Raw genomic sequence first — 18009 nt, 5'->3', positions numbered from 1 at the left:
CTCAGGCGAAGATGGTGACCGTCTGCCGGCTCAGGGCGATCAAGCGGCCATCGGCACTCCAGAATTTCGCGGCGACATGGCCGTAGCCGTCCTGGGCATGTTCGATCTCAGCCAGGTATTTGCACCAGTCCAGTGTCGTGAGTTCCAGCAGCGGCTGGACGAACTCAATGGTCCAGGTGAGCGTACTGCCCGGGGCCATTTGAGTAAGGTGCGGTAACAAGGCCGGCGGCCAGGCATCCACCAGTGCCAGGATGTGGCCTTCGTTCAACGGCTCCTCTTTCACGTCCCCGCGCAAGCGTACCCAGCCCCCCATGCTCCGCGATTTATTGCCCGAGAACGGCAGGCCGCCGACGCTCCAGCACATCGCCAGGTGCCGCATGAATTCCGGAGTACCGCCCTTGATATAAGGCAACTCCTGGCATTGCTCAACGCTTTTGAATTCAGGCGCGGGGTCGGCTTGCACCGCCACCACGGAGGGCCGCGATGCACCGAAACTACCCTGCACCACGGTGACTACCTGGCCCTTCTGCACGGCTCGGCCCAATACTTGGCTGACCGCCTTGCCCTCACGTACTACCTCGACTTCGAAGCTGACGGGCACATCGGGTTCGACCGGACCGACAAAGGTGATCGCCAGCGAACGCACCGGGCGATCCGCCGGCACCTGCGCGCGCATCGCCTCGTACTGCAACGCCGCAACCAGGCCGCCAAAAGTGGCGCGACCCTGGCCCCATTCAGGCGCGATGGTCACGGCGTCTGGCTGACGACGCACGGCATCGATCAAATCGGAAAAACGCATGAAGACCTCGACAACAGGGAAAAAGATGAAGGCATCTTAACCAGCCCGGGCGGGCGGCACAGCGCTCATTCCGGCCAAAGAGACTGACAGAAGAGCCGCGAACTTTGAATTCACCCCAAGCCACTGTGGGAGCAAGCTTGCTCGCGATAGCGGTCGGTCAGTCAACATAGATGCAAGCTGACCCAACGTCATCGCGAGCAAGCTCGCTCCCACAGGTGTTGGGGTGGGTTCAGGATTTTTCGAAGCAACTGGCAATCAGTTTATCGAGCACCTTATCGGATTTGGCCTCGGCCTCTTCCATCGTCCCCCGCCAAGTCGGTACACACGATTGCAGGTCGCTCTCCTGTTCGGCCCTGGCCAACCACTGCCAGCAATCGTGCCAGTCGCCCAGCGCGGCCTGGGCGGATTTGAGCCGGGGCATGGCCGCTTCGGGCAGACGGTCGAGTTCGGGATAGGCTTCGATGGCATAACGCACACGCTTGATCAGTAGCCGCAATCGATGGCGGTCATGGGCTGGATCGCGCAAGGCCTCGCCGAGTTTCTTCCATTGTTTGTCGAGGCGTTTTTCGATGCGTTTGCGTAGCCCTTTGAGTAACCCCTGACGCTGGGCGGCACGCACAAAGCGTGGGAAGGCGTCGAGGATCATCAGCAACTGCACCAGCTCCGGGCTGCTGGCGACGGCGGGATAAGCGTCGACCATTTGCACTTGGCGCCGCAGCGCCGCCTCGCGCTTGCCGTGCAGCTCAAGGTAAGCCGCCAGTACTTCACGGTCGCGCAGGGGGGTGGTCAGGGTGCCGACCGCCGAAGCGGCTGTTTCCAGCTGTTCGACGCCGGGCAATCCGCGTAACGGGCGAAGCAGGCTGCGCAAACGGCGAACGGTAGTCCGCAGATCATGCAAGGCTTCGCTGTCGGTATGGGCATTCAGGCGGGCCTGGCAGGCCAGCAGGCGGACTTCCAGGCCCAGTATCCGGGCCACCAGCCGATCGATCATGGGGACGTACTCCGTAGCGTCAAGCTGCAAGCTTCAAGTGAGAGCGGTATTGTCCCTCTCTTGTAGCTCGCAGTTGACAGCTTGTCGCTGCTTTTAACGTCCTGCGCGGGATTCGCGGATGTAGAAACGCGCCTTCTCGGCCTTCTTCGAGCAGCCTTCGAACGCCTCGAATTGCTGTTGGGTCTTGGCACCGGTCAGCAGCGACAGGGCCTTGGAGTAGCTGACGGTGCCGGCAAAACCTTCGGCCTTGGCCAGGTCCAACTCATGCCAAGCGCTGTCGAGCTGGCTGGCGCAACTGTCGCGGTAAGCGGTTTTGCCTGCGCAACCGGCCAGGGCCAAAATCATCAAAGATGCCACCAGGGGCAGGCGGATCTGGGCTTTCATCGATTACACCTCAAGTCAGGTCAAACAGTCGTGCTGTTAAGACGGTGGCAACGGCGAAAAGTGCCTTGCTTGACCGCGTAAATTCCAGTGTGGGCGAGCATACGCAAATGCCGCCACGGCGTGTCAAAAAACGACGCCTGCGCCAGAACGATTGAGCGCAGCCGTCGATGAGTGCATTGTTGAAGTCTGTTGGACAAGAGGCCGGGTCATGACAAAACGTGTCGCATTGGTATTGGGCTCGGGCGGCGCCCGGGGCTATGCCCATATCGGGGTGATCGAAGAAATCGAACGGCGCGGCTACGACATTGCCTGCATCGCCGGTTGTTCCATGGGCGCCGTCGTGGGGGGGATCTATGCCGCGGGCAAGCTCGAGGATTACCGCAACTGGATCGAAAGCCTGGACTACCTGGATGTCCTGCGGTTGGTGGACGTCAGCTTTCGCCTCGGGGCTATTCGCGGCGAGAAAGTCTTCGGGCAGATCCGCAAGATTGTCGGCGAACTCAATATCGAAGACCTGCGCATTCCCTACACCGCCGTGGCCACCGACCTGACCAACCAGCAGGAAATCTGGTTCCAGGAAGGTTGCCTGCACCAGGCGATGCGCGCCTCGGCGGCGATACCCAGCCTGTTCACGCCGGTGATGCAAGGCAATCGCATGCTGGTCGATGGTGGCCTGCTCAATCCCCTGCCGATCGTGCCGGTGGTGTCGAGCCATTGTGACCTGATCATCGCGGTCAACCTCAACGCCACCAACCAGAAGCAGTACAGACTGCCAGTGATCCAGCGCCCTGCCGCGTTCAGGCGGCGCTTCGACACCCTGGTCAATTCCCTGGGCTCGCGCCTGCCGTTTCGCCGCAAACAGGCCGAGCAATTGTTGCTGCTGGAGCAGGAAGCGTTAAAGGCCGAGGCCGGCGAAATCAACCCGTGGATCGAATCGGCCGAGCCCGAAGGCCAGCAACCGGCTGCCGCGCCAGAGACCGATGGCGCGCCGAAATCCGCCACTGGCTCGTTCATCATCGATAACGTCGGCCCGGCCTCGTTGCTGGATTTGATCAACCAGAGTTTCGAGGTGATGCAGACGTCGCTGGCCCAATACAAAATCGCCGGTTACCCGCCGGACGTGTTGATCAACGTGCCGAAACGGGTGTGTCGTTTTTTCGAGTTCTACAAGGCGCCGGAGTTGATCGCGCTGGGGCGGGAGATTGCCCGGGATACTTTGGATCGGTATGAGAAGGAGCAAAATTAAGCGTGATCCCCTCGCCACATCAGCGCCAGGCCGGAAACCTTGTAGTTAAAAACCACCCTCCCCCAACAACCGATACCCCACCCCCGCTTCGGTCGCAATGAACCGAGGCCGGGTCGGGTCGTCGGCCAGTTTCTGGCGCAGATGGCCGACCACGATCCTCAGGTAATGGGTGTCCTCGGTGTGAGTCGGGCCCCAGATGTCCTTGAGCAATTGCTGCTGGGTGATGACCCGACCCGGGTGGCGCGCCAGTTGCGCCAGCACGGCGTACTCCTTGCGGGTCAGGGCCACTTCGGCACCGTCCAACAGCACTCGGCGGTACGCCAGGTCCACCGTCAGCGGGCCGAACGTCAGCGCCGCTTCCTGCGCTTCGCCTGCCGGGGCCTGACGTAGCAGGGCTCGAATGCGAGCGAGGAATTCCTGGATACCGAACGGCTTGGTCACATAATCGTTGGCGCCGTTGTCCAGTGCCTCGACTTTCTGCGCTTCGCTGGCCCGCACCGAGAGCACCAGCACCGGCACCACAGACCATTGGCGAAACTCGCGCAACACCTGCTGGCCGTCCATGTCGGGCAGGCCCAGGTCGAGCACCAGCAGATCGGGCTTGTTCAACGCCGCCAGGGCCAAGCCTTCGGTACCGCTGCCGGCTTCCAGCACCTTGTAGCCTTGGGAGGCCAGGCTGATGCGCAGGAATTTGCGGATCTGCGGTTCGTCATCGATGACCAAAAGGGTCGCGGTCTGGCTCATGGGATCCGTTCAATGCAATCAATGGGTGAGAGAGTAACTCAGCGCCGCTCAGGCTTCATCGTCCATGCCCGGCTGCTTTTGCAAAGGCAGGTGCAAAGTGATGCAGGTGCCGCGCCCGTCGAGGCCGTCGTCGACGCTGATTCGCCCACCATGGGCACCGACCATGCCCTGACAGATCGCCAAGCCCAGCCCGGTGCCCTGCCCGCCTCGATCACCGCGTGCAGCGGTGTAGAACATGTCGAAGATTTTCTCCCGCTCTTCCTGCGGGATGCCGGGCCCTTCATCGGCGACGGCAAAAAACACCTCGCTGTCCGTCGCGCCGGCACTCAGCAGTAGCCGCCCATGGGCCGGCGAGAATCGCGCGGCGTTCTCCAGCACATTGACCAGCGCCTGTTCGATCAACGCCGCATGGACATACAACAAGGGCAACTCGGCAGGCACCTCGACGCCGACCGCCAGGGGCGCCAACACCGCCCGCAGACGGTTCAGCGCGCTGCCGACGATGTCGGCCGGCGCTACCCAGTCCCGCGCCAGCTTCAGGGCGCCGTGGCCAAGCCGGGTCATGTCGAGCAAGTTCTGGATGTAGCGATCCAGCCGTTCGGCTTCATCGCGGGTGCCCTCGAGCAGTTCACGACGATCCGCCAGTGGGATCGCTTCCCCCAGCGCCAGCAGGCTGTCGATGCTGCCGCGCATGGACGTCAGCGGCGTGCGCAAATCGTGGGACACCGAGGCCAGCAAGGCACTGCGCAGTTGCTCGGTCTCGCCGTGCAGGCGTGCCGCTTCCAAGTCCTGGGCCAGTTGCGCCCGAGCCAGCGCCTGAGCCAGGGGCTGACTGAGGGCGGCCAACAAACGGCGACGCTGGCCACTCAGCGGCTTGCCCTCTTTCGGGCACACGCCCAGCAACGCCAGCGGCCCACCCTCCGCCGACAACGGCCACCACCACCAACGCCCGGACGGCAACGTCCCGGTGCCAGCGCCCGCCGGCTGGTCGTGCTGCCAGGCCCAATCGGCCGCCGCACGTTCGGCTTCGGTGAACGTCAATGGCTCGCCGGTCTCGACGGTCCAATCGCTCTGACCGTTGCGATTGAGCAGGCAAAGCTGTAAGTCGTGCAGGCCATTGAGGTGCTGCGCGGCGGCGCTGACCACCGCCTGACGGTCAGTGGCGGCGGTGAGTTTGCGCGACAGGTCAAGCAACTCACCGGTTTCCTGCTGGGTGTCGCGCAACGCCTGCAACTGCCGGCGCTGACGGGCCGCGAGGTTGCCGGTCAGGGCCGCCATCAACAGGAAGAACACCAGCGTCAGCACGTCTTCTTCGCGCTGGATGGTGAGGGAAAAATTCGGCGGGATGAACAGAAAGTCATAGGCCAGGAACGACAGCGCCGCGCAGGCCAGCGCCGGGCCGAGGCTGCTGCGTACCGCCACCAGCAACACAGCCATCAGAAACACCAGGGAAATATTGGGCAATGCCAGCACCCCGGAAATGCCCCAGGCCAACGCGCTGGCCGCCACGGTCGCCGCCAGCGCCAGCATGTAGTCGAACCCAGTCTGGACGGTGCTTGAGCGCTCGCGGGCGGGCCGGGGCTGTTCATCGCTATCCAGCACGTTGATTTCCAATCCCCGGGCATCGCGCAGCAAGCGTGAAGCCAAGCCACCGCCAAACAGCCGCCGCCACCAACGCGGTCGGGACTGGCCCACCAGCACCAGCGTGGCGCGCCGTTCGCTGGCATGCTGGATCAAGGTCTTGGCGACTTCCCCAGCCCGCAACAGCACCACTTCCCCACCGAGGCGTTCCGCCAGCTGCTGGGCATTTTGCAGGTACTGGCGCGATGCCTCGTCCCGCACACCACCGTTGTCCACGTGCACCAGGCTCCACGGCAGATGCCGACGCTGGGCGACGCGGCTGGCGTGCCGCACCAGGCGCTCGGCCTGAACATCACCGTCCACACCCACCAGCAATCGTCCACGCACGGCCGGAGCGGCCTGGCCCAGTTGCCGATAACCCTGGGCCAGGTCATTGTCGACCTGGGCGGCGGCGGTCTGCATGGCCAGTTCACGTAACGCGGTCAGGTTGGTCTGGGTGAAAAACGCATCGATCGCCGCGCGAGCCTGTTCCGGCACATAGACTTTGCCGTCACGCAGGCGCTCGAGCAGTTCGCGCGATGGCAGGTCGATCAGCAGCAGTTCATCGGCTTCCTGCAAGACCCAATCCGGCAGCGTCTCGCGAACCTGCACGCCGGTGATGCCGCGCACTTGATCGTTGAGGCTTTCCAGATGCTGCACGTTGACAGTGGTGTAGACATCGATGCCGGCGGCGAGCAGGTCCTGGATGTCTTGCCAGCGTTTGGCATGGCGGCTGCCGGGGGCGTTGCTGTGGGCCAGTTCGTCCACCAGCACCAGGGCCGGCCGCGCCGCGAGCAAACCGTCGAGGTCCATTTCCTCAAGCATCACGCCGCGATATTCCGAGCGCACCAACGGCTGCTGCACCAAGCCGCCCAGCAGTGCTTCGGTTTCGGCGCGACCGTGGGTTTCCACCACACCGGCGACAACTTTCACGCCTTGGCGCAGTTGAGTGTGGGCCGCTTGCAGCATGGCGTAGGTCTTGCCGACACCGGGCGCCGCACCAAGGAAGACCTTGAGCCGGCCACGGTCGTTGCGAGGCAGATTGGCTAACAGTGCGTCGGCGCGGCCGGAGTCGCTCATGCTGGGGGGGCTCTTGTTTCGAATATGTTCAATCATCCTGTGGGAGCAAAGCTTGCTCGCGATGAACGATAACGCGGTTCTGCTGTTGAGCCGTGTCGTCCTGATCGCGAGCAAGCTTTGCTCCCACAGGCTCTACTTCCACAGGTTTACAGTTTTTCCAGGGCCAGGTTCAACGCCAGCACATTCACCACCGGCGGCCCCACCAGGGGCTGCTCGATGTGGGCATCGAGCAGTTGCTGCACCGTCGAAACCGGCAGGTTGCGCGCCGCGGCCACACGCGCCAGTTGATAGGCAATCGCGGCCGGTGGCAAGTGCGGGTCCAAGCCGCTGCCAGAGGTGGTCAGCAATGCCAGCGGCACCGGTCCCTGACCGGGCACCAGCAGTTTGTGGGCGTCATCGATCACCCGAGTGGCCAGGGCCGGATTGCTCGGGGAGTAATTGCTGGCGCCGCTGGCGACCGTGGCGAAGGCTCCGGCCGATGGCCGTGGATGAAACCAGGCATCGCCGGTGAAATCCTGGGCGATCAACGTCGAGCCACGGACCTTGCCGGCGGCATCGAGGATCAGGCTGCCATTGGCCTGGGCGGGAAAGGCGACTTGCGCCACGCCGGTGACCAGCAGTGGATAAGCGACGCCGGTGATCAGGGTCATCAGCAGTAATAGGCTCAAGGCCGGACGAATCAGACTGGACATTTCAAAATCCTCGAATCAGAAACAGTTAATTTCCAGGCATACACATTGTGGCGAGGGAGCTTGCTCCCGCTGGGCTGCGCAGCCGCCCCAAAAAGACTGGACGCTGCCTTGTCCGATGCATTGGGATTGCTGGCTCTGGGGCTGCTTCGCAGCCCAGCGGGAGCAAGCTCCCTCGCCACAACAATCTGCCTGCCACCACAAATATGCTCACCACACATCAGGCTTAAACCAGCCCCAACGCCGTCAACAACATATCGATCGCCTTGATCCCCACGAACGGCACCACAATCCCGCCCAGGCCGTAGATCAACAGGTTGCGCCGCAACAGCGCCGCCGCGCTCGCCGCTTGTACCCGCACGCCGCGCAGGGCCAGGGGAATCAGCACCACAATGATCAAAGCGTTGAAGACGATGGCCGACAGGATCGCGCTCTGCGGGCTGCTCAGGTGCATCACGTTCAACACCCCGAGCTGTGGATAAATCGAGGCGAACAGCGCCGGTAGGATCGCGAAGTACTTGGCGATGTCATTGGCGATGGAAAACGTCGTCAACGCCCCGCGGGTCACCAGCAACTCCTTGCCGATCTGCACCACGTCCAGCAACTTGGTCGGGTCGCTGTCGAGGTCGACCATGTTGGCCGCCTCTCGCGCCGCCTGGGTGCCGTCGTTCATCGCCATGCCGACATCCGCCTGAGCCAGGGCCGGAGCGTCGTTGGCGCCGTCGCCGCACATCGCGACCAGCCGACCGTCGTTCTGCTCATGACGGATGCGCGCCAGTTTTTTCTCCGGCGTGGCCTCGGCCAGCACGTCGTCCACACCCGCCTCGGCGGCAATCGCGGCGGCGGTCAGCGGGTTGTCGCCGGTGACCATCACCGTGCGGATCCCCAGCTTGCGCAGCTCGGCGAAACGCTCGCGGATGCCGGGCTTGACCACGTCCTTCAGATGAATGGCACCCAACAGCTTGCCGTCGGCACACACCAGCAATGGCGTGCCACCGCTTTGGGCAATCTTGTCGACTTCCCGGGCCAGCGCCGGCGGCAACTCGCTTTTCGCCAGACCGATAAAGCTCAGCAGCGAATCCACGGCGCCCTTGCGGTAGACGCGCCCTTGATAATCGACACCAGACAGCCGGGTTTCCGCGCTGAACGGCACGACGGTCAACGCCTCTAGGCTTGGTTCGGGTTGCGCATGCAAGCCTCGCAGGTACTCGACGATGGACTTGCCCTCAGCCGTGTCATCGGCCAATGAAGCGAACAGTGCGCCTTCGGCCAGCTCTTTGGTGCTAACCCCTGGAGCGGTATAGACCGCTGCACAGCGACGATTGCCGAAGGTGATGGTGCCGGTCTTGTCCAGCATCAACACATGCACGTCCCCCGCCGCCTCCACCGCGCGGCCGGACTTGGCGATCACGTTCAAGCGCACCAGCCGATCCATCCCGGCGATGCCGATGGCCGACAACAGCCCGCCGATGGTGGTAGGGATCAACGTCACCAACAGCGCCACCAGGAACACCAGCGGCAGATTACCGTTGGCGAAATGGGCGAACGGTTGCAGCGTCACCACCACCAGCAGAAAGATCAGTGTCAGGCCGATCAGCAGGATATCCAGCGCCACTTCATTCGGGGTTTTCTGGCGCTTGGCGCCTTCGACCAGGGCAATCATGCGATCCAGGGTGGACTCGCCGGGGTTGCTGGTGATGCGCACCAGCAACCAGTCGGAAACCAACCGCGTATTGCCGGTGACGGCCGAGCGATCCCCGCCGGACTCGCGGATGACCGGTGCCGATTCGCCGGTGATCGCCGCTTCGTTGACCGCAGCGATGCCTTCGATCACTTCGCCATCGCCGGGAATCATCTCCCCGGCTTCGACGCGCACCACATCGCCTTTGCGCAAACGGGTGGCGGGGATCATTTCAAAACCGCTGGCCGTCTGGCGGCGTGCGCTCAGGCCTTCACTGCCGGCCTTGAGACTGTCAGCCCGGGCCTTGCCGCGCCCCTCGGCCAAGGCTTCGGCGAAGTTGGCGAACAGCACGGTGAACCACAGCCACAGGGCGATTTGCGCGGCAACGAAGGTCGGCACGGCGTTGTCAGGAATGAAGCACAACACCGTGGTGAGGATCGCGGTCAACTCCACCACCAGCATCACCGGGGCGCGGTGCAATTGGCGCGGGTCGAGCTTGACGAAAGCTTGTACCAGGGCTGGCCGCCACAGGGCGGAGATCGCGGTTTTCGGTTGCTCCGGCGCCTTGGCGACGACGGTTTTGCTCATCGGCATATTCATCTTCATATCCCTCAGAAGCCCAGGCTCAGGTGTTCGGCAATCGGCCCCAGGGCCAGGGTCGGCAGGAAGGTCAAGCCACCCACCAGCAGGATGGTCACGGTCAACAAGGTCACGAACAGCGGCCCATGGGTGGGGAAGCTGTTCTGGCCAATCGGCGCGGTTTTCTTCAGCGCCAGGCTGCCGGCCAACGCCAGCACCGGCAGGATGTAGCCGAAACGGCCGATCAACATGCCCAGGCCCAGCATCAGGTTATGGAAGGGCGTGTTGGCACCGAAACCGGCGAAGGCCGAACCGTTGTTCGCCCCTGCCGAGGTATAGGCGTAGAGCAATTGGCTGAAACCGTGGGCACCGGGGTTACTCACCGCCGCGGCCGGCCCGGGCAGGCTCGCAGCGATGGCACCCAGCACCAGCACACTCACCGGCATCACCAGCAGGGTCACCACCAGCAGCTGCACTTCCCTGGCCCCCAGCTTCTTGCCCAGGTATTCCGGCGTGCGACCGATCATCAACCCGGCCAGGAACACCGCGATCAGCACGTTCAACAACATCCCGTAGAGCCCGGCGCCGACGCCGCCGAAAATCACTTCGCCAACCATCATGTTCACCAGCGAGACCATCCCGCTGAGCGGGTTGAGGCTGTCGTGCATGGCGTTGACCGAGCCATTGGACGCCGCCGTGGTGGTCACCGACCACAGCACTGTGGCAGTGGTGCCAAAGCGCGCTTCCTTGCCTTCCAGCGGCGCGGTCTGCTCCACGGCAGCGTTGTTCAAGGCCGGATTGGGTTGGTACTCGGCCCACAGCGATGTGGCGCCGCCGAGCAAAAACAGCACGAGCATGCAGGCGATGATCGCCCGGCTCTGGCGCAGGTCCTTGACGTAATGGCCGAAGGTGAACACCAACGCGGCAGGAATCAGGATGATCGACGCGAGTTCAAACAGATTGCTCCAGGCCGTCGGGTTCTCGAACGGATGCGCCGAGTTGACGCCGAAGAAACCGCCGCCGTTGGTGCCCAGTTGCTTGATCGCGATCTGGCTGGCGGCCGGGCCCAGCGGGATAACCTGGTCTGCGCCCTGCATCGTGACCCCGTGCACATAGTGCGCGAAGGTTTGCGGCACGCCCTGCCACACCAGGAACAGCGCCAGCAGCAGGCACAGCGGCAACAACCCGTAGAGGGTGGCGCGGGTCATGTCGACCCAGAAGTTACCCAGCGTTGCGGTGGATTTGCGCCCGATCCCACGACACAGCGCCACCAGCACGGCCAGGCCGGTGGCCGCGCTGACGAAGTTCTGCACCGTCAGGCCGATCATCTGGCTCAGGTAGCTCAGGGAGGCTTCGCCGCTGTAGGACTGCCAGTTGGTGTTGGTCATGAAACTCACGGCCGTGTTGAAGGCCTGGGTCCATTCCATGCCCGGCAGTTGCTCGGTATTGAGGGGCAGATGGCCCTGCAGCAGGAGAACCGTGAATAGCAACACAAAACCCGCCAGGTTGAACGCGAGCAAGGCCAGGGTATATTTCTGCCAGCTCTGCTCAGCAGCGGGATCGACACCGGCCAGGCGATAACAACCGCGCTCCACCGGGCCGAAAACAGGTGATAGCCAAGTGCGCTGGCCTTCCATCACCTGGAAGTAAAAACGCCCCAGAAACGGCGCGGGAATCAGCACCAATGCGAAAAAGGCGAGGATCAGCCCGTAGTCATAACCGTGCATAGCCGCTCCTAGTTCCGATCCGCGCGTAACAGCGCAACCAGTAGATAGATGAACAGCGCCGCTGCCAGCAGCAGCGACACCCCGTCCAGAACACTCATGGGATTTCTCCGTGATACGGCGTCGTGCCGTGTGTGGAGTGATTGTCGGCAGGGAGGGTGTAAAGGAACGAGACCGAAGGAGGGCTTGGGGGATAAAGAATGTGTAAAGAATGGTTTTTTCGGCTAACTGGGATGGCCTCATCGCGAGCAAGCTCGCTCCCACAGTTGACCTGTTGTGAATAGAAAATCTATGGCCACTGAAGATCCCCCGTGGGAGCGAGCTTGCTCGCGATGAGGCCAGCCCAGCCACTGACGCCCTGAACTGGAGCACAAAACCGAGCGATCCGGCAGCGAACATCCCCGATACGACACGATTTCAGCCTTTACGACGGCTCCCGCCACCCTGGCACGCCCACTGCAATGCCCCCTTCCAGCGCTTTTGCTATGGATCGAAGGGGAGCCACCCATGAATACACAACTCAAACCGACCCTGGGCACCCTGCATTTATGGGGCATTGCCGTTGGCCTGGTGATTTCCGGCGAGTATTTCGGCTGGAGCTACGGCTGGGGCGTTGCCGGGACGCTGGGCTTTCTGGTGACATCGTTCATGGTCGCGGCCATGTACACCTGCTTCATCTTCAGTTTCACCGAACTGACCACCGCCATTCCTCATGCCGGCGGGCCGTTTGCCTACAGCCGTCGCGCCTTCGGCGAGAAAGGCGGCTTGATCGCCGGGCTGGCGACATTAATTGAATTCGTCTTCGCGCCACCGGCCATTGCCCTGGCCATCGGCGCCTACCTGAACGTACAGTTCCCGGCCCTGGACCCGAAACACGCGGCGGTCGGGGCCTATATCGTATTCATGGGCCTGAACATCCTCGGGGTGAAACTGGCGGCGACGTTCGAGTTGATCGTCTGCGTATTGGCAGTGGCCGAACTGCTGGTGTTCATGGGCGTCGTAGCCCCGGCATTCAGCTTCAGCAACTTCGCCCTGAACGGCTGGGCCGGCTCCGATGCGTTCGGTGCACCGGCGATTGCCGGGATGTTCGCGGCAATTCCCTTCGCCATCTGGTTCTTCCTGGCTATCGAAGGCGCTGCGATGGCGGCCGAAGAAGCCAAGGACCCGAAACGCACGATTCCCAAGGCCTACATCAGCGGCATCCTGACCCTGGTGGTCCTGGCCATGGGCGTGATGTTCTTCGCCGGTGGCGTCGGCGACTGGCGCACTCTGTCGAACATCAACGATCCGCTGCCCCAAGCCATGAAAACCGTAGTCGGCGAAAGCTCCGGCTGGTTGCACATGCTGGTGTGGATCGGCCTGTTTGGCCTGGTGGCAAGTTTCCACGGCATCATTCTTGGCTATTCCCGGCAGTTCTTCGCCCTGGCCCGCGCCGGCTACCTGCCCGCCTCCCTCGCCAAACTCTCGCGCTTCCAGACCCCGCACCGGGCCATCATCGCCGGCGGGTTGATCGGCATCGCAGCGATCTACAGCGACGGCTTGATCAACCTAGGCGGCATGACCCTGACGGCCGCGATGATCACCATGGCCGTGTTCGGCGCCATCGTCATGTACATCATGAGCATGCTCAGCCTGTTCAAACTGCGTAAAACCGAACCCAACCTGGAACGCACCTTCCGCGCGCCGGGCTATCCACTTGTACCCGGCATCGCCCTGGTATTGGCCGTGGTGTGCCTGGTGGCGATGGCTTGGTTCAACGCCTTGATCGGGCTGATCTTCCTCGGCTTCATGGTGGTGGGTTTCCTGTATTTCCTGCTCACCGCACAACTGCGTGCGGATGCGCCGGCCGATGCGATGTTGACCGGGCTATGAGGTGAGCCAGGCATAACGGGCGTAGTATTGAACCACTGCGAACAACCTTCGCTCATAAGTGGTAGGTGCGATGGACCGGCGAAATGTTCGTCCGCCATCGCCCCCTCAAGGAGAACCCTATGCCCTGGTATGCCTGGTTGATTCTGATTGTTGCAATCGGCTCGATCGTCGGCGGTCTGATGATGCTGCGCGACACCGCCAACAAGGTCGAGCTGACGGATGAACAGCGTAAGCGTGTTGCCGAACGCAATGCCGAGATGGATGCGAAGGAGGCCAAGGATCGTTGATTGCTGACCTGTCCAATACTTTTGTGGCGAGGGGATAAACCCCTCGCCACAAAAGGCCTGCACATAGGCAGCGTGCGCCGCGTTACTTCTCCCAATCCGCCTTGGCAATGTGCAACCCATGCAGCCCCTTGTACGCAGCCCGCTCCGGCTGGCTCCAGCCTTCCAGCAATGAATCCTCCAGCCGATAGATCTCCACCCCCAGCGGACGACAGACACTGAGCGGATCCTGCGCATCCGGCCCCCACATCGCCAGCGACAAGTCCCCGCCAGGGCAAGTCGACAAGGCACACAGCAGATCGATCTCGGCAAAAAATTCCAGATAATCGCCCTTCTGCGCCGGACAGGCCTTCATGAAGTACATGTCGTCATGATTGAGCCCGGTGCACTGGAAAATATTCAAGACGTCGTGCACGTCGAACTCCGTCAAGCCATGGGGCAACACCGCACGGGTCAGGTTCGAGTGGCAGTGATGGTGGAAGTCCTCGCCGGTCAGCATCTTGTTCACGTACGGGTCACAGCGGGTCCCCAGCAAATCGTGCAACCGCCCGCCATGCTCGTCGATGCCATAACCGGCCAGGCTGTCATCAGTGATCGTCACCAATGGCCTGAGGAATGGCAGGTTCGACCACAACCGATCATAGGTGCTGACGTGAGCGCCCTGAAGCTGACGCGTACGTGCCGCCCACAGACGCTCCCGCGGATCGTGAGCGTTCCAGACGTTGAAGTCGCCCACCTGCGGGCCTACAGGTGTAGTGACACGAAACACATGCCCAGCCGGCACATGCCACGCCCTCCCCGTGCGGATCGGCACTTCGAACTGCTCAATCAACGTGCGCTTGTCCTGCTCGGCACGGATGCGGTCGTAGAAGGGTTTGTCCACTTGCAGGGCTGAGCCTTTGCTGACCTGGTAGGCGGCTGGGTAGTCTTTGTACATGGCGCGGGTCCTTGATCAGTGGGGGATAGATGGGGCCAGGAACTGCAACAGCAGTTGCTCGGAATCGTCTAGGTAAAGGCTCATCGCTTCATAGGCAGCATCCTTGTCGCCTTCGGCCAGCCAGTCATGGATCTCGCGATCCCGGACCAGCCACGGAGCCTGGAAACGTGGTTCATCGGGTGCGGCGTAGAACACCAGGCGCAGTTGTGCGACCACGTTGGTGAAAAACTCATTGAGTAACGGGCTGCCCATCAACCCAACGACATGTTGATGGAACGCCAAGCCATGGGTACCGACCGCACGCCAATCTTCACGCTCCCGGGCCAGCTCGGCGGCCTCAAGGGCTTCGAGCATTCGGTCGGATTGGTACTCACGCAGTGGTTGACTGCCCATGATGGCTTGAAGCTCCAGGGTGCGACGGACCTTGAACACGTCCCGCACATCCTCGGCGTTCAATCTGCGGACCATCACCCCCTTGTTACGCACATAGCGCGTCAGCCCCTCCTGCCCCAAGCGATGCAGCGCCTCGCGAATGGTGTTGCGTGAAGCGTTATAGGCCTCCACCAGGTCGTTTTCCACCAGGGCCATGCCGGGCAGCAAACGCCCCCCGATGATGTCGGCGCGTAGTTCGAGGGTGATGTGGTCGGCGAGGGAGAGTTCGCTGTTCATGTTCAAGGGCTCGAGATTGTTCAACAATCGATTGGCAATGGGTAATCACAATTTGTGCCATATCGCCATGCCGACGTCCTGAGGCTGGATCTCAGCCACAATCATCTTCCTTGGCGTCTATCACCAGAACGCAAAAAGGCCAGTCATCCCGACTGGCCTTTCTCGCTACCTCACCTCAGTTCACTTCCAGCTTGTCGCGATTCCTCTCCAGAAGCGCCTTGCCAATACCCTTGACCTCCAGCAACTCCTCCACCGACGAGAAGGCCCCATTACTCTCACGGTACGCAACAATCGCCTCAGCCTTAGCCTTGCCTATCCCAGTCAACTCGCGTTGCAGAGTCGCGGCATCCGCCCCGTTAAGATCAACCTTGGCACTTTGCGATTTTGCCGATACTTCCAATGTTTGCGGTGCAGCCATCGTCTCGGGTTTGACCACAGGCGCGGCGATTACCGCTATAGAGGCGCTAGTCAGAAGGGCAAAAACCAGAGAATAGAAATAGCCTGTACGCATAAGTGACGCTCCATGACATCGTTAAGAAAGAAGCAGCTTTTCCGAAGCTGCTTCTCAAACTTAGGCGATGATGATTCGCTGTCAAAAATGTGTACGTTACAGCGTGTGTAACAATCAGGGTTCAAGGCGGCGCTGCTGGTAGATCCAGTCGACAATCTCACCGTCCGGGGCGTAACCACTGACCGTGTTCCTAAGCAGTTGGCGGACTCTGGCGTAGTCATCGCGCTCGATAGCAGCGAGCAGCTCAGACAGGCTCGCCTTGAGCATATCCCACGGCAGATGATCTTCGTTGGCACTCATGATCATCGGGTGTTGGGTCGCAACGACGTTGTCGCCAATCAGCAACTCCTCGTAAAGCTTCTCGCCTGGACGAAGGCCTGTGAACTTAATTGAGATGTCTCCGTGGGGGTTTTTCTCCGAACGGATACTCAAACCAGACAAATGAATCATTTTTTCCGCCAGCTCGACAATCCTCACCGGTTCGCCCATGTCCAGCACAAACACATCCCCACCCAAACCCATGGAACCCGCCTGAATCACCAACTGAGCGGCTTCGGGGATGGTCATGAAATAACGCGTAATTTTCGGATGCGTGACAGTCAGGGGCCCACCGGATTTGATCTGTTTATGGAACAGCGGAATAACCGACCCTGACGAGCCCAGCACATTGCCGAATCGGACCATCGTAAAACGGGTTTTATTGACGCGGGATACGTTGGCTTTATCGCCAAACAGCACGGGCGCAAGCTCGCGACTGAGGGCCTGCAAGGTCATTTCCGCAAGCCGCTTGGTGCTACCCATTACATTGGTCGGGCGCACGGCCTTGTCTGTGGAGATCAAGACGAAGTTCGACACACCCGCCTGCAACGCGGCCTGCGCCGTGTTCAACGTCCCAATCACATTGTTCAGGACACCTTCGGCGATATTGTGTTCAACCATGGGGACATGTTTATAAGCGGCGGCATGATAGACCGTGTCGACATTCCAGGTTTTCATGACGTCCAATAACTTGCTCTGATCCCGGACCGACCCCAGGATAGGCAACAACCGCACGGACAACGACTCCCGAACGAGGCGAGGTTCAAGTTCGGACAAAATGCTATAGAGATTGAATTCGCTATGCTCGAAAAGCAGCAACGTTGTCGGCTTCAGCGCCAGGATTTGTCGACAAAGTTCCGAACCGATCGAACCACCGGCACCGGTCACCAGCACTGACTGCCCTGCAATGCAATGCTCTAACAAATCTGCTTGCGCAGGCACCGGATCGCGCCCAAGAAGGTCGGCAATATCCACTTCCTGAATGTCATCGACCTTGACCCGACCGCTGGCCAAATCCATAAAACCCGGCACGCTTCGCACATGCAGCGGGAACCCTTCAAGCAGCGTCAATATCTCTCGACGACGGCCACGTGACGAGGACGGCACTGCCAGCAAAATCTCCTGCGCGCCAGTCGCATCGATCATTTTTTGAATGTGTTTGGGGTGATACACCTGCAATCCGGCAATGACACGATCAGCGATGCTGGTATCGTCGTCGATGAACGCGACCGGTCGCATGACCCGCCCCATGCGTAACGCGGCCACGAGCTGATTACCCGCAGCCCCGGCGCCATAAATGGCGACTTTAGGCAGACCATCGTCACGACTGGTAAACGGCACATGCTGAGCGGCGGTGAACCAATCGCCCAAGAAATATTGCCGCATCATCAGGCGTAAACCGCCGATCATGATCAGGCTGAGCCACCAATAGTTGAAGATGATCGAGCGTGGAACCACGGTTTTATGATTGCTGTACCAATACACCACGAGGGCTAACAGCAGCGCTGAAAGGCTGACAGCCTTGCAAATAGTGATCAGCGCGTCGTTACCGAAATAACGCATGACGGCGCGATACATGCCAAAGCGGATGAAAATCGGAATGGCAATCAGCGGAGCGGAAGCAAAAAGCCAAAGATGTGTAGCAATCGGACTCGCCAATGCCTCGACGCCCAGCCGAACAACAAATGCCAGCCACAAGGCAATCCAGACCAGGATGACATCGGTGGCCACCTGAATTGCGCGCTTGTGACGTCTTGGCAACCCCAGCAAAGCTGTTCTTAATTTATCCATAAACCCTTCACGCACCTTGGCCAGCTCCTAAACTAATCCATTCCTGATGCACGCGGTTCCATCGCCGAGCATTGGACAATCGATAAACGA

General features: G+C 61.2%; 16 protein-coding genes. 3 read left to right on the top strand and 13 right to left on the bottom strand.

Translation table 11 applies throughout. The features are described from left to right. Window position 1: 1 nt before the first annotated feature. The 3 genes from SGN16_RS08465 to SGN16_RS08455 form a co-directional block, all read right to left on the bottom strand. Window positions 2-799: an acyl-CoA thioesterase domain-containing protein gene (locus tag SGN16_RS08465; protein WP_210643521.1), complete on the bottom strand. Its 798-nt coding sequence runs from the start codon at window positions 797-799 to the stop codon at window positions 2-4. A 229-nt stretch (window positions 800-1028) separates the two neighbouring features. Then, the gene (locus tag SGN16_RS08460; RefSeq protein ID WP_335945339.1) at window positions 1029-1790 is read right to left on the bottom strand and encodes a CHAD domain-containing protein; all 762 of its coding nucleotides are present in this window, start codon (window positions 1788-1790) and stop codon (window positions 1029-1031) included. A 93-nt stretch (window positions 1791-1883) separates the two neighbouring features. Next, window positions 1884-2174 carry a hypothetical protein gene (locus SGN16_RS08455; RefSeq protein WP_210643519.1) on the bottom strand — a complete coding sequence of 97 codons (291 nt, stop codon included), beginning with the start codon at window positions 2172-2174 and terminating at the stop codon, window positions 1884-1886. A gap of 208 nt (window positions 2175-2382) precedes the next feature. On the opposite strand from SGN16_RS08455, the gene SGN16_RS08450 reads away from it, so the two are divergent. Further along, on the top strand, window positions 2383-3420 hold the full coding sequence (locus SGN16_RS08450) for a patatin-like phospholipase family protein (RefSeq protein WP_335945338.1): 1038 nt from the start codon (window positions 2383-2385) through the stop codon (window positions 3418-3420). Between the two features lie 45 nt (window positions 3421-3465). Here SGN16_RS08450 and SGN16_RS08445 read toward each other — a convergent pair whose 3' ends face one another. From SGN16_RS08445 to kdpF, 6 genes are all read right to left on the bottom strand, one after another. Further along, window positions 3466-4164, bottom strand: a complete 699-nt coding sequence (locus SGN16_RS08445) for a response regulator (protein WP_335945337.1) — start codon at window positions 4162-4164, stop codon at window positions 3466-3468. Window positions 4165-4212: 48 nt separating this feature from the next. Then, window positions 4213-6864, bottom strand: a complete 2652-nt coding sequence (locus tag SGN16_RS08440; protein WP_335945336.1) for a sensor histidine kinase KdpD — start codon at window positions 6862-6864, stop codon at window positions 4213-4215. 146 nt (window positions 6865-7010) lie between these two features. Further along, the gene (gene kdpC / locus SGN16_RS08435) at window positions 7011-7556 is read right to left on the bottom strand and encodes a potassium-transporting ATPase subunit KdpC (protein ID WP_335945335.1); all 546 of its coding nucleotides are present in this window, start codon (window positions 7554-7556) and stop codon (window positions 7011-7013) included. 223 nt (window positions 7557-7779) lie between these two features. Continuing rightward, window positions 7780-9834 carry a potassium-transporting ATPase subunit KdpB gene (gene kdpB, locus SGN16_RS08430; protein WP_335945334.1) on the bottom strand — a complete coding sequence of 685 codons (2055 nt, stop codon included), beginning with the start codon at window positions 9832-9834 and terminating at the stop codon, window positions 7780-7782. Window positions 9835-9845: 11 nt separating this feature from the next. Then, a complete protein-coding gene (gene kdpA / locus SGN16_RS08425) occupies window positions 9846-11540 on the bottom strand; it encodes a potassium-transporting ATPase subunit KdpA (RefSeq protein WP_335945333.1) in 1695 nt (564 codons plus the stop codon). 8 nt (window positions 11541-11548) lie between these two features. After that, the gene (gene kdpF, locus SGN16_RS08420; protein WP_210643513.1) at window positions 11549-11638 is read right to left on the bottom strand and encodes a K(+)-transporting ATPase subunit F; all 90 of its coding nucleotides are present in this window, start codon (window positions 11636-11638) and stop codon (window positions 11549-11551) included. 406 nt (window positions 11639-12044) lie between these two features. On the opposite strand from kdpF, the gene eat reads away from it, so the two are divergent. Together eat and SGN16_RS08410 are read left to right on the top strand one after the other, a co-directional pair. Then, window positions 12045-13409: an ethanolamine permease gene (gene eat / locus SGN16_RS08415; RefSeq protein WP_210643512.1), complete on the top strand. Its 1365-nt coding sequence runs from the start codon at window positions 12045-12047 to the stop codon at window positions 13407-13409. Window positions 13410-13528: 119 nt separating this feature from the next. After that, on the top strand, window positions 13529-13696 hold the full coding sequence (locus SGN16_RS08410) for a DUF2897 family protein (RefSeq protein ID WP_003183831.1): 168 nt from the start codon (window positions 13529-13531) through the stop codon (window positions 13694-13696). Between the two features lie 82 nt (window positions 13697-13778). Here the strand turns inward: SGN16_RS08410 and SGN16_RS08405 are convergent, their stop codons facing one another. The 4 genes from SGN16_RS08405 to SGN16_RS08390 all read right to left on the bottom strand — a co-directional run bounded on the left by SGN16_RS08405 (window position 13779) and on the right by SGN16_RS08390 (window position 17919). After that, a complete protein-coding gene (locus SGN16_RS08405; RefSeq protein WP_335945645.1) occupies window positions 13779-14630 on the bottom strand; it encodes a DUF1989 domain-containing protein in 852 nt (283 codons plus the stop codon). Between the two features lie 15 nt (window positions 14631-14645). Next, window positions 14646-15299 carry a GntR family transcriptional regulator gene (locus tag SGN16_RS08400; protein ID WP_335945644.1) on the bottom strand — a complete coding sequence of 218 codons (654 nt, stop codon included), beginning with the start codon at window positions 15297-15299 and terminating at the stop codon, window positions 14646-14648. Window positions 15300-15474: 175 nt separating this feature from the next. Then, window positions 15475-15810, bottom strand: a complete 336-nt coding sequence (locus SGN16_RS08395) for a helix-hairpin-helix domain-containing protein (protein ID WP_210643509.1) — start codon at window positions 15808-15810, stop codon at window positions 15475-15477. Window positions 15811-15924: 114 nt separating this feature from the next. Continuing rightward, window positions 15925-17919, bottom strand: a complete 1995-nt coding sequence (locus tag SGN16_RS08390) for a nucleoside-diphosphate sugar epimerase/dehydratase (protein WP_335945677.1) — start codon at window positions 17917-17919, stop codon at window positions 15925-15927. Window positions 17920-18009: the final 90 nt, after the last annotated feature.

Source organism: Pseudomonas sp. G166, from assembly GCF_037027455.2.
GTDB lineage: Bacteria > Pseudomonadota > Gammaproteobacteria > Pseudomonadales > Pseudomonadaceae > Aquipseudomonas.
Note: the sequence above shows the minus strand (reverse complement) of the source record. Positions and strands in the feature narration are given on the sequence as shown.

Bases quoted from the DNA above. Each gene is read 5' to 3' on its own strand.
- SGN16_RS08460 (WP_335945339.1), bottom strand. From the start codon at position 1,790: ATGATCGATCGGCTGGTGGCCCGGATACTGGGCCTGGAAGTCCGCCTG.
- kdpC (WP_335945335.1), bottom strand. From the start codon at position 7,556: ATGTCCAGTCTGATTCGTCCGGCCTTGAGCCTATTACTGCTGATGACC.
- kdpB (WP_335945334.1), bottom strand. From the start codon at position 9,834: ATGAATATGCCGATGAGCAAAACCGTCGTCGCCAAGGCGCCGGAGCAA.
- kdpA (WP_335945333.1), bottom strand. From the start codon at position 11,540: ATGCACGGTTATGACTACGGGCTGATCCTCGCCTTTTTCGCATTGGTG.
- SGN16_RS08465 (WP_210643521.1), bottom strand. From the start codon at position 799: ATGCGTTTTTCCGATTTGATCGATGCCGTGCGTCGTCAGCCAGACGCC.
- SGN16_RS08445 (WP_335945337.1), bottom strand. From the start codon at position 4,164: ATGAGCCAGACCGCGACCCTTTTGGTCATCGATGACGAACCGCAGATC.
- SGN16_RS08400 (WP_335945644.1), bottom strand. From the start codon at position 15,299: ATGAACAGCGAACTCTCCCTCGCCGACCACATCACCCTCGAACTACGC.
- SGN16_RS08450 (WP_335945338.1), top strand. From the start codon at position 2,383: ATGACAAAACGTGTCGCATTGGTATTGGGCTCGGGCGGCGCCCGGGGC.
- SGN16_RS08410 (WP_003183831.1), top strand. From the start codon at position 13,529: ATGCCCTGGTATGCCTGGTTGATTCTGATTGTTGCAATCGGCTCGATC.
- SGN16_RS08405 (WP_335945645.1), bottom strand. From the start codon at position 14,630: ATGTACAAAGACTACCCAGCCGCCTACCAGGTCAGCAAAGGCTCAGCC.
- SGN16_RS08390 (WP_335945677.1), bottom strand. From the start codon at position 17,919: ATGGATAAATTAAGAACAGCTTTGCTGGGGTTGCCAAGACGTCACAAG.
- SGN16_RS08395 (WP_210643509.1), bottom strand. From the start codon at position 15,810: ATGCGTACAGGCTATTTCTATTCTCTGGTTTTTGCCCTTCTGACTAGC.
- kdpF (WP_210643513.1), bottom strand. From the start codon at position 11,638: ATGAGTGTTCTGGACGGGGTGTCGCTGCTGCTGGCAGCGGCGCTGTTC.
- eat (WP_210643512.1), top strand. From the start codon at position 12,045: ATGAATACACAACTCAAACCGACCCTGGGCACCCTGCATTTATGGGGC.
- SGN16_RS08440 (WP_335945336.1), bottom strand. From the start codon at position 6,864: ATGAGCGACTCCGGCCGCGCCGACGCACTGTTAGCCAATCTGCCTCGC.
- SGN16_RS08455 (WP_210643519.1), bottom strand. From the start codon at position 2,174: ATGAAAGCCCAGATCCGCCTGCCCCTGGTGGCATCTTTGATGATTTTG.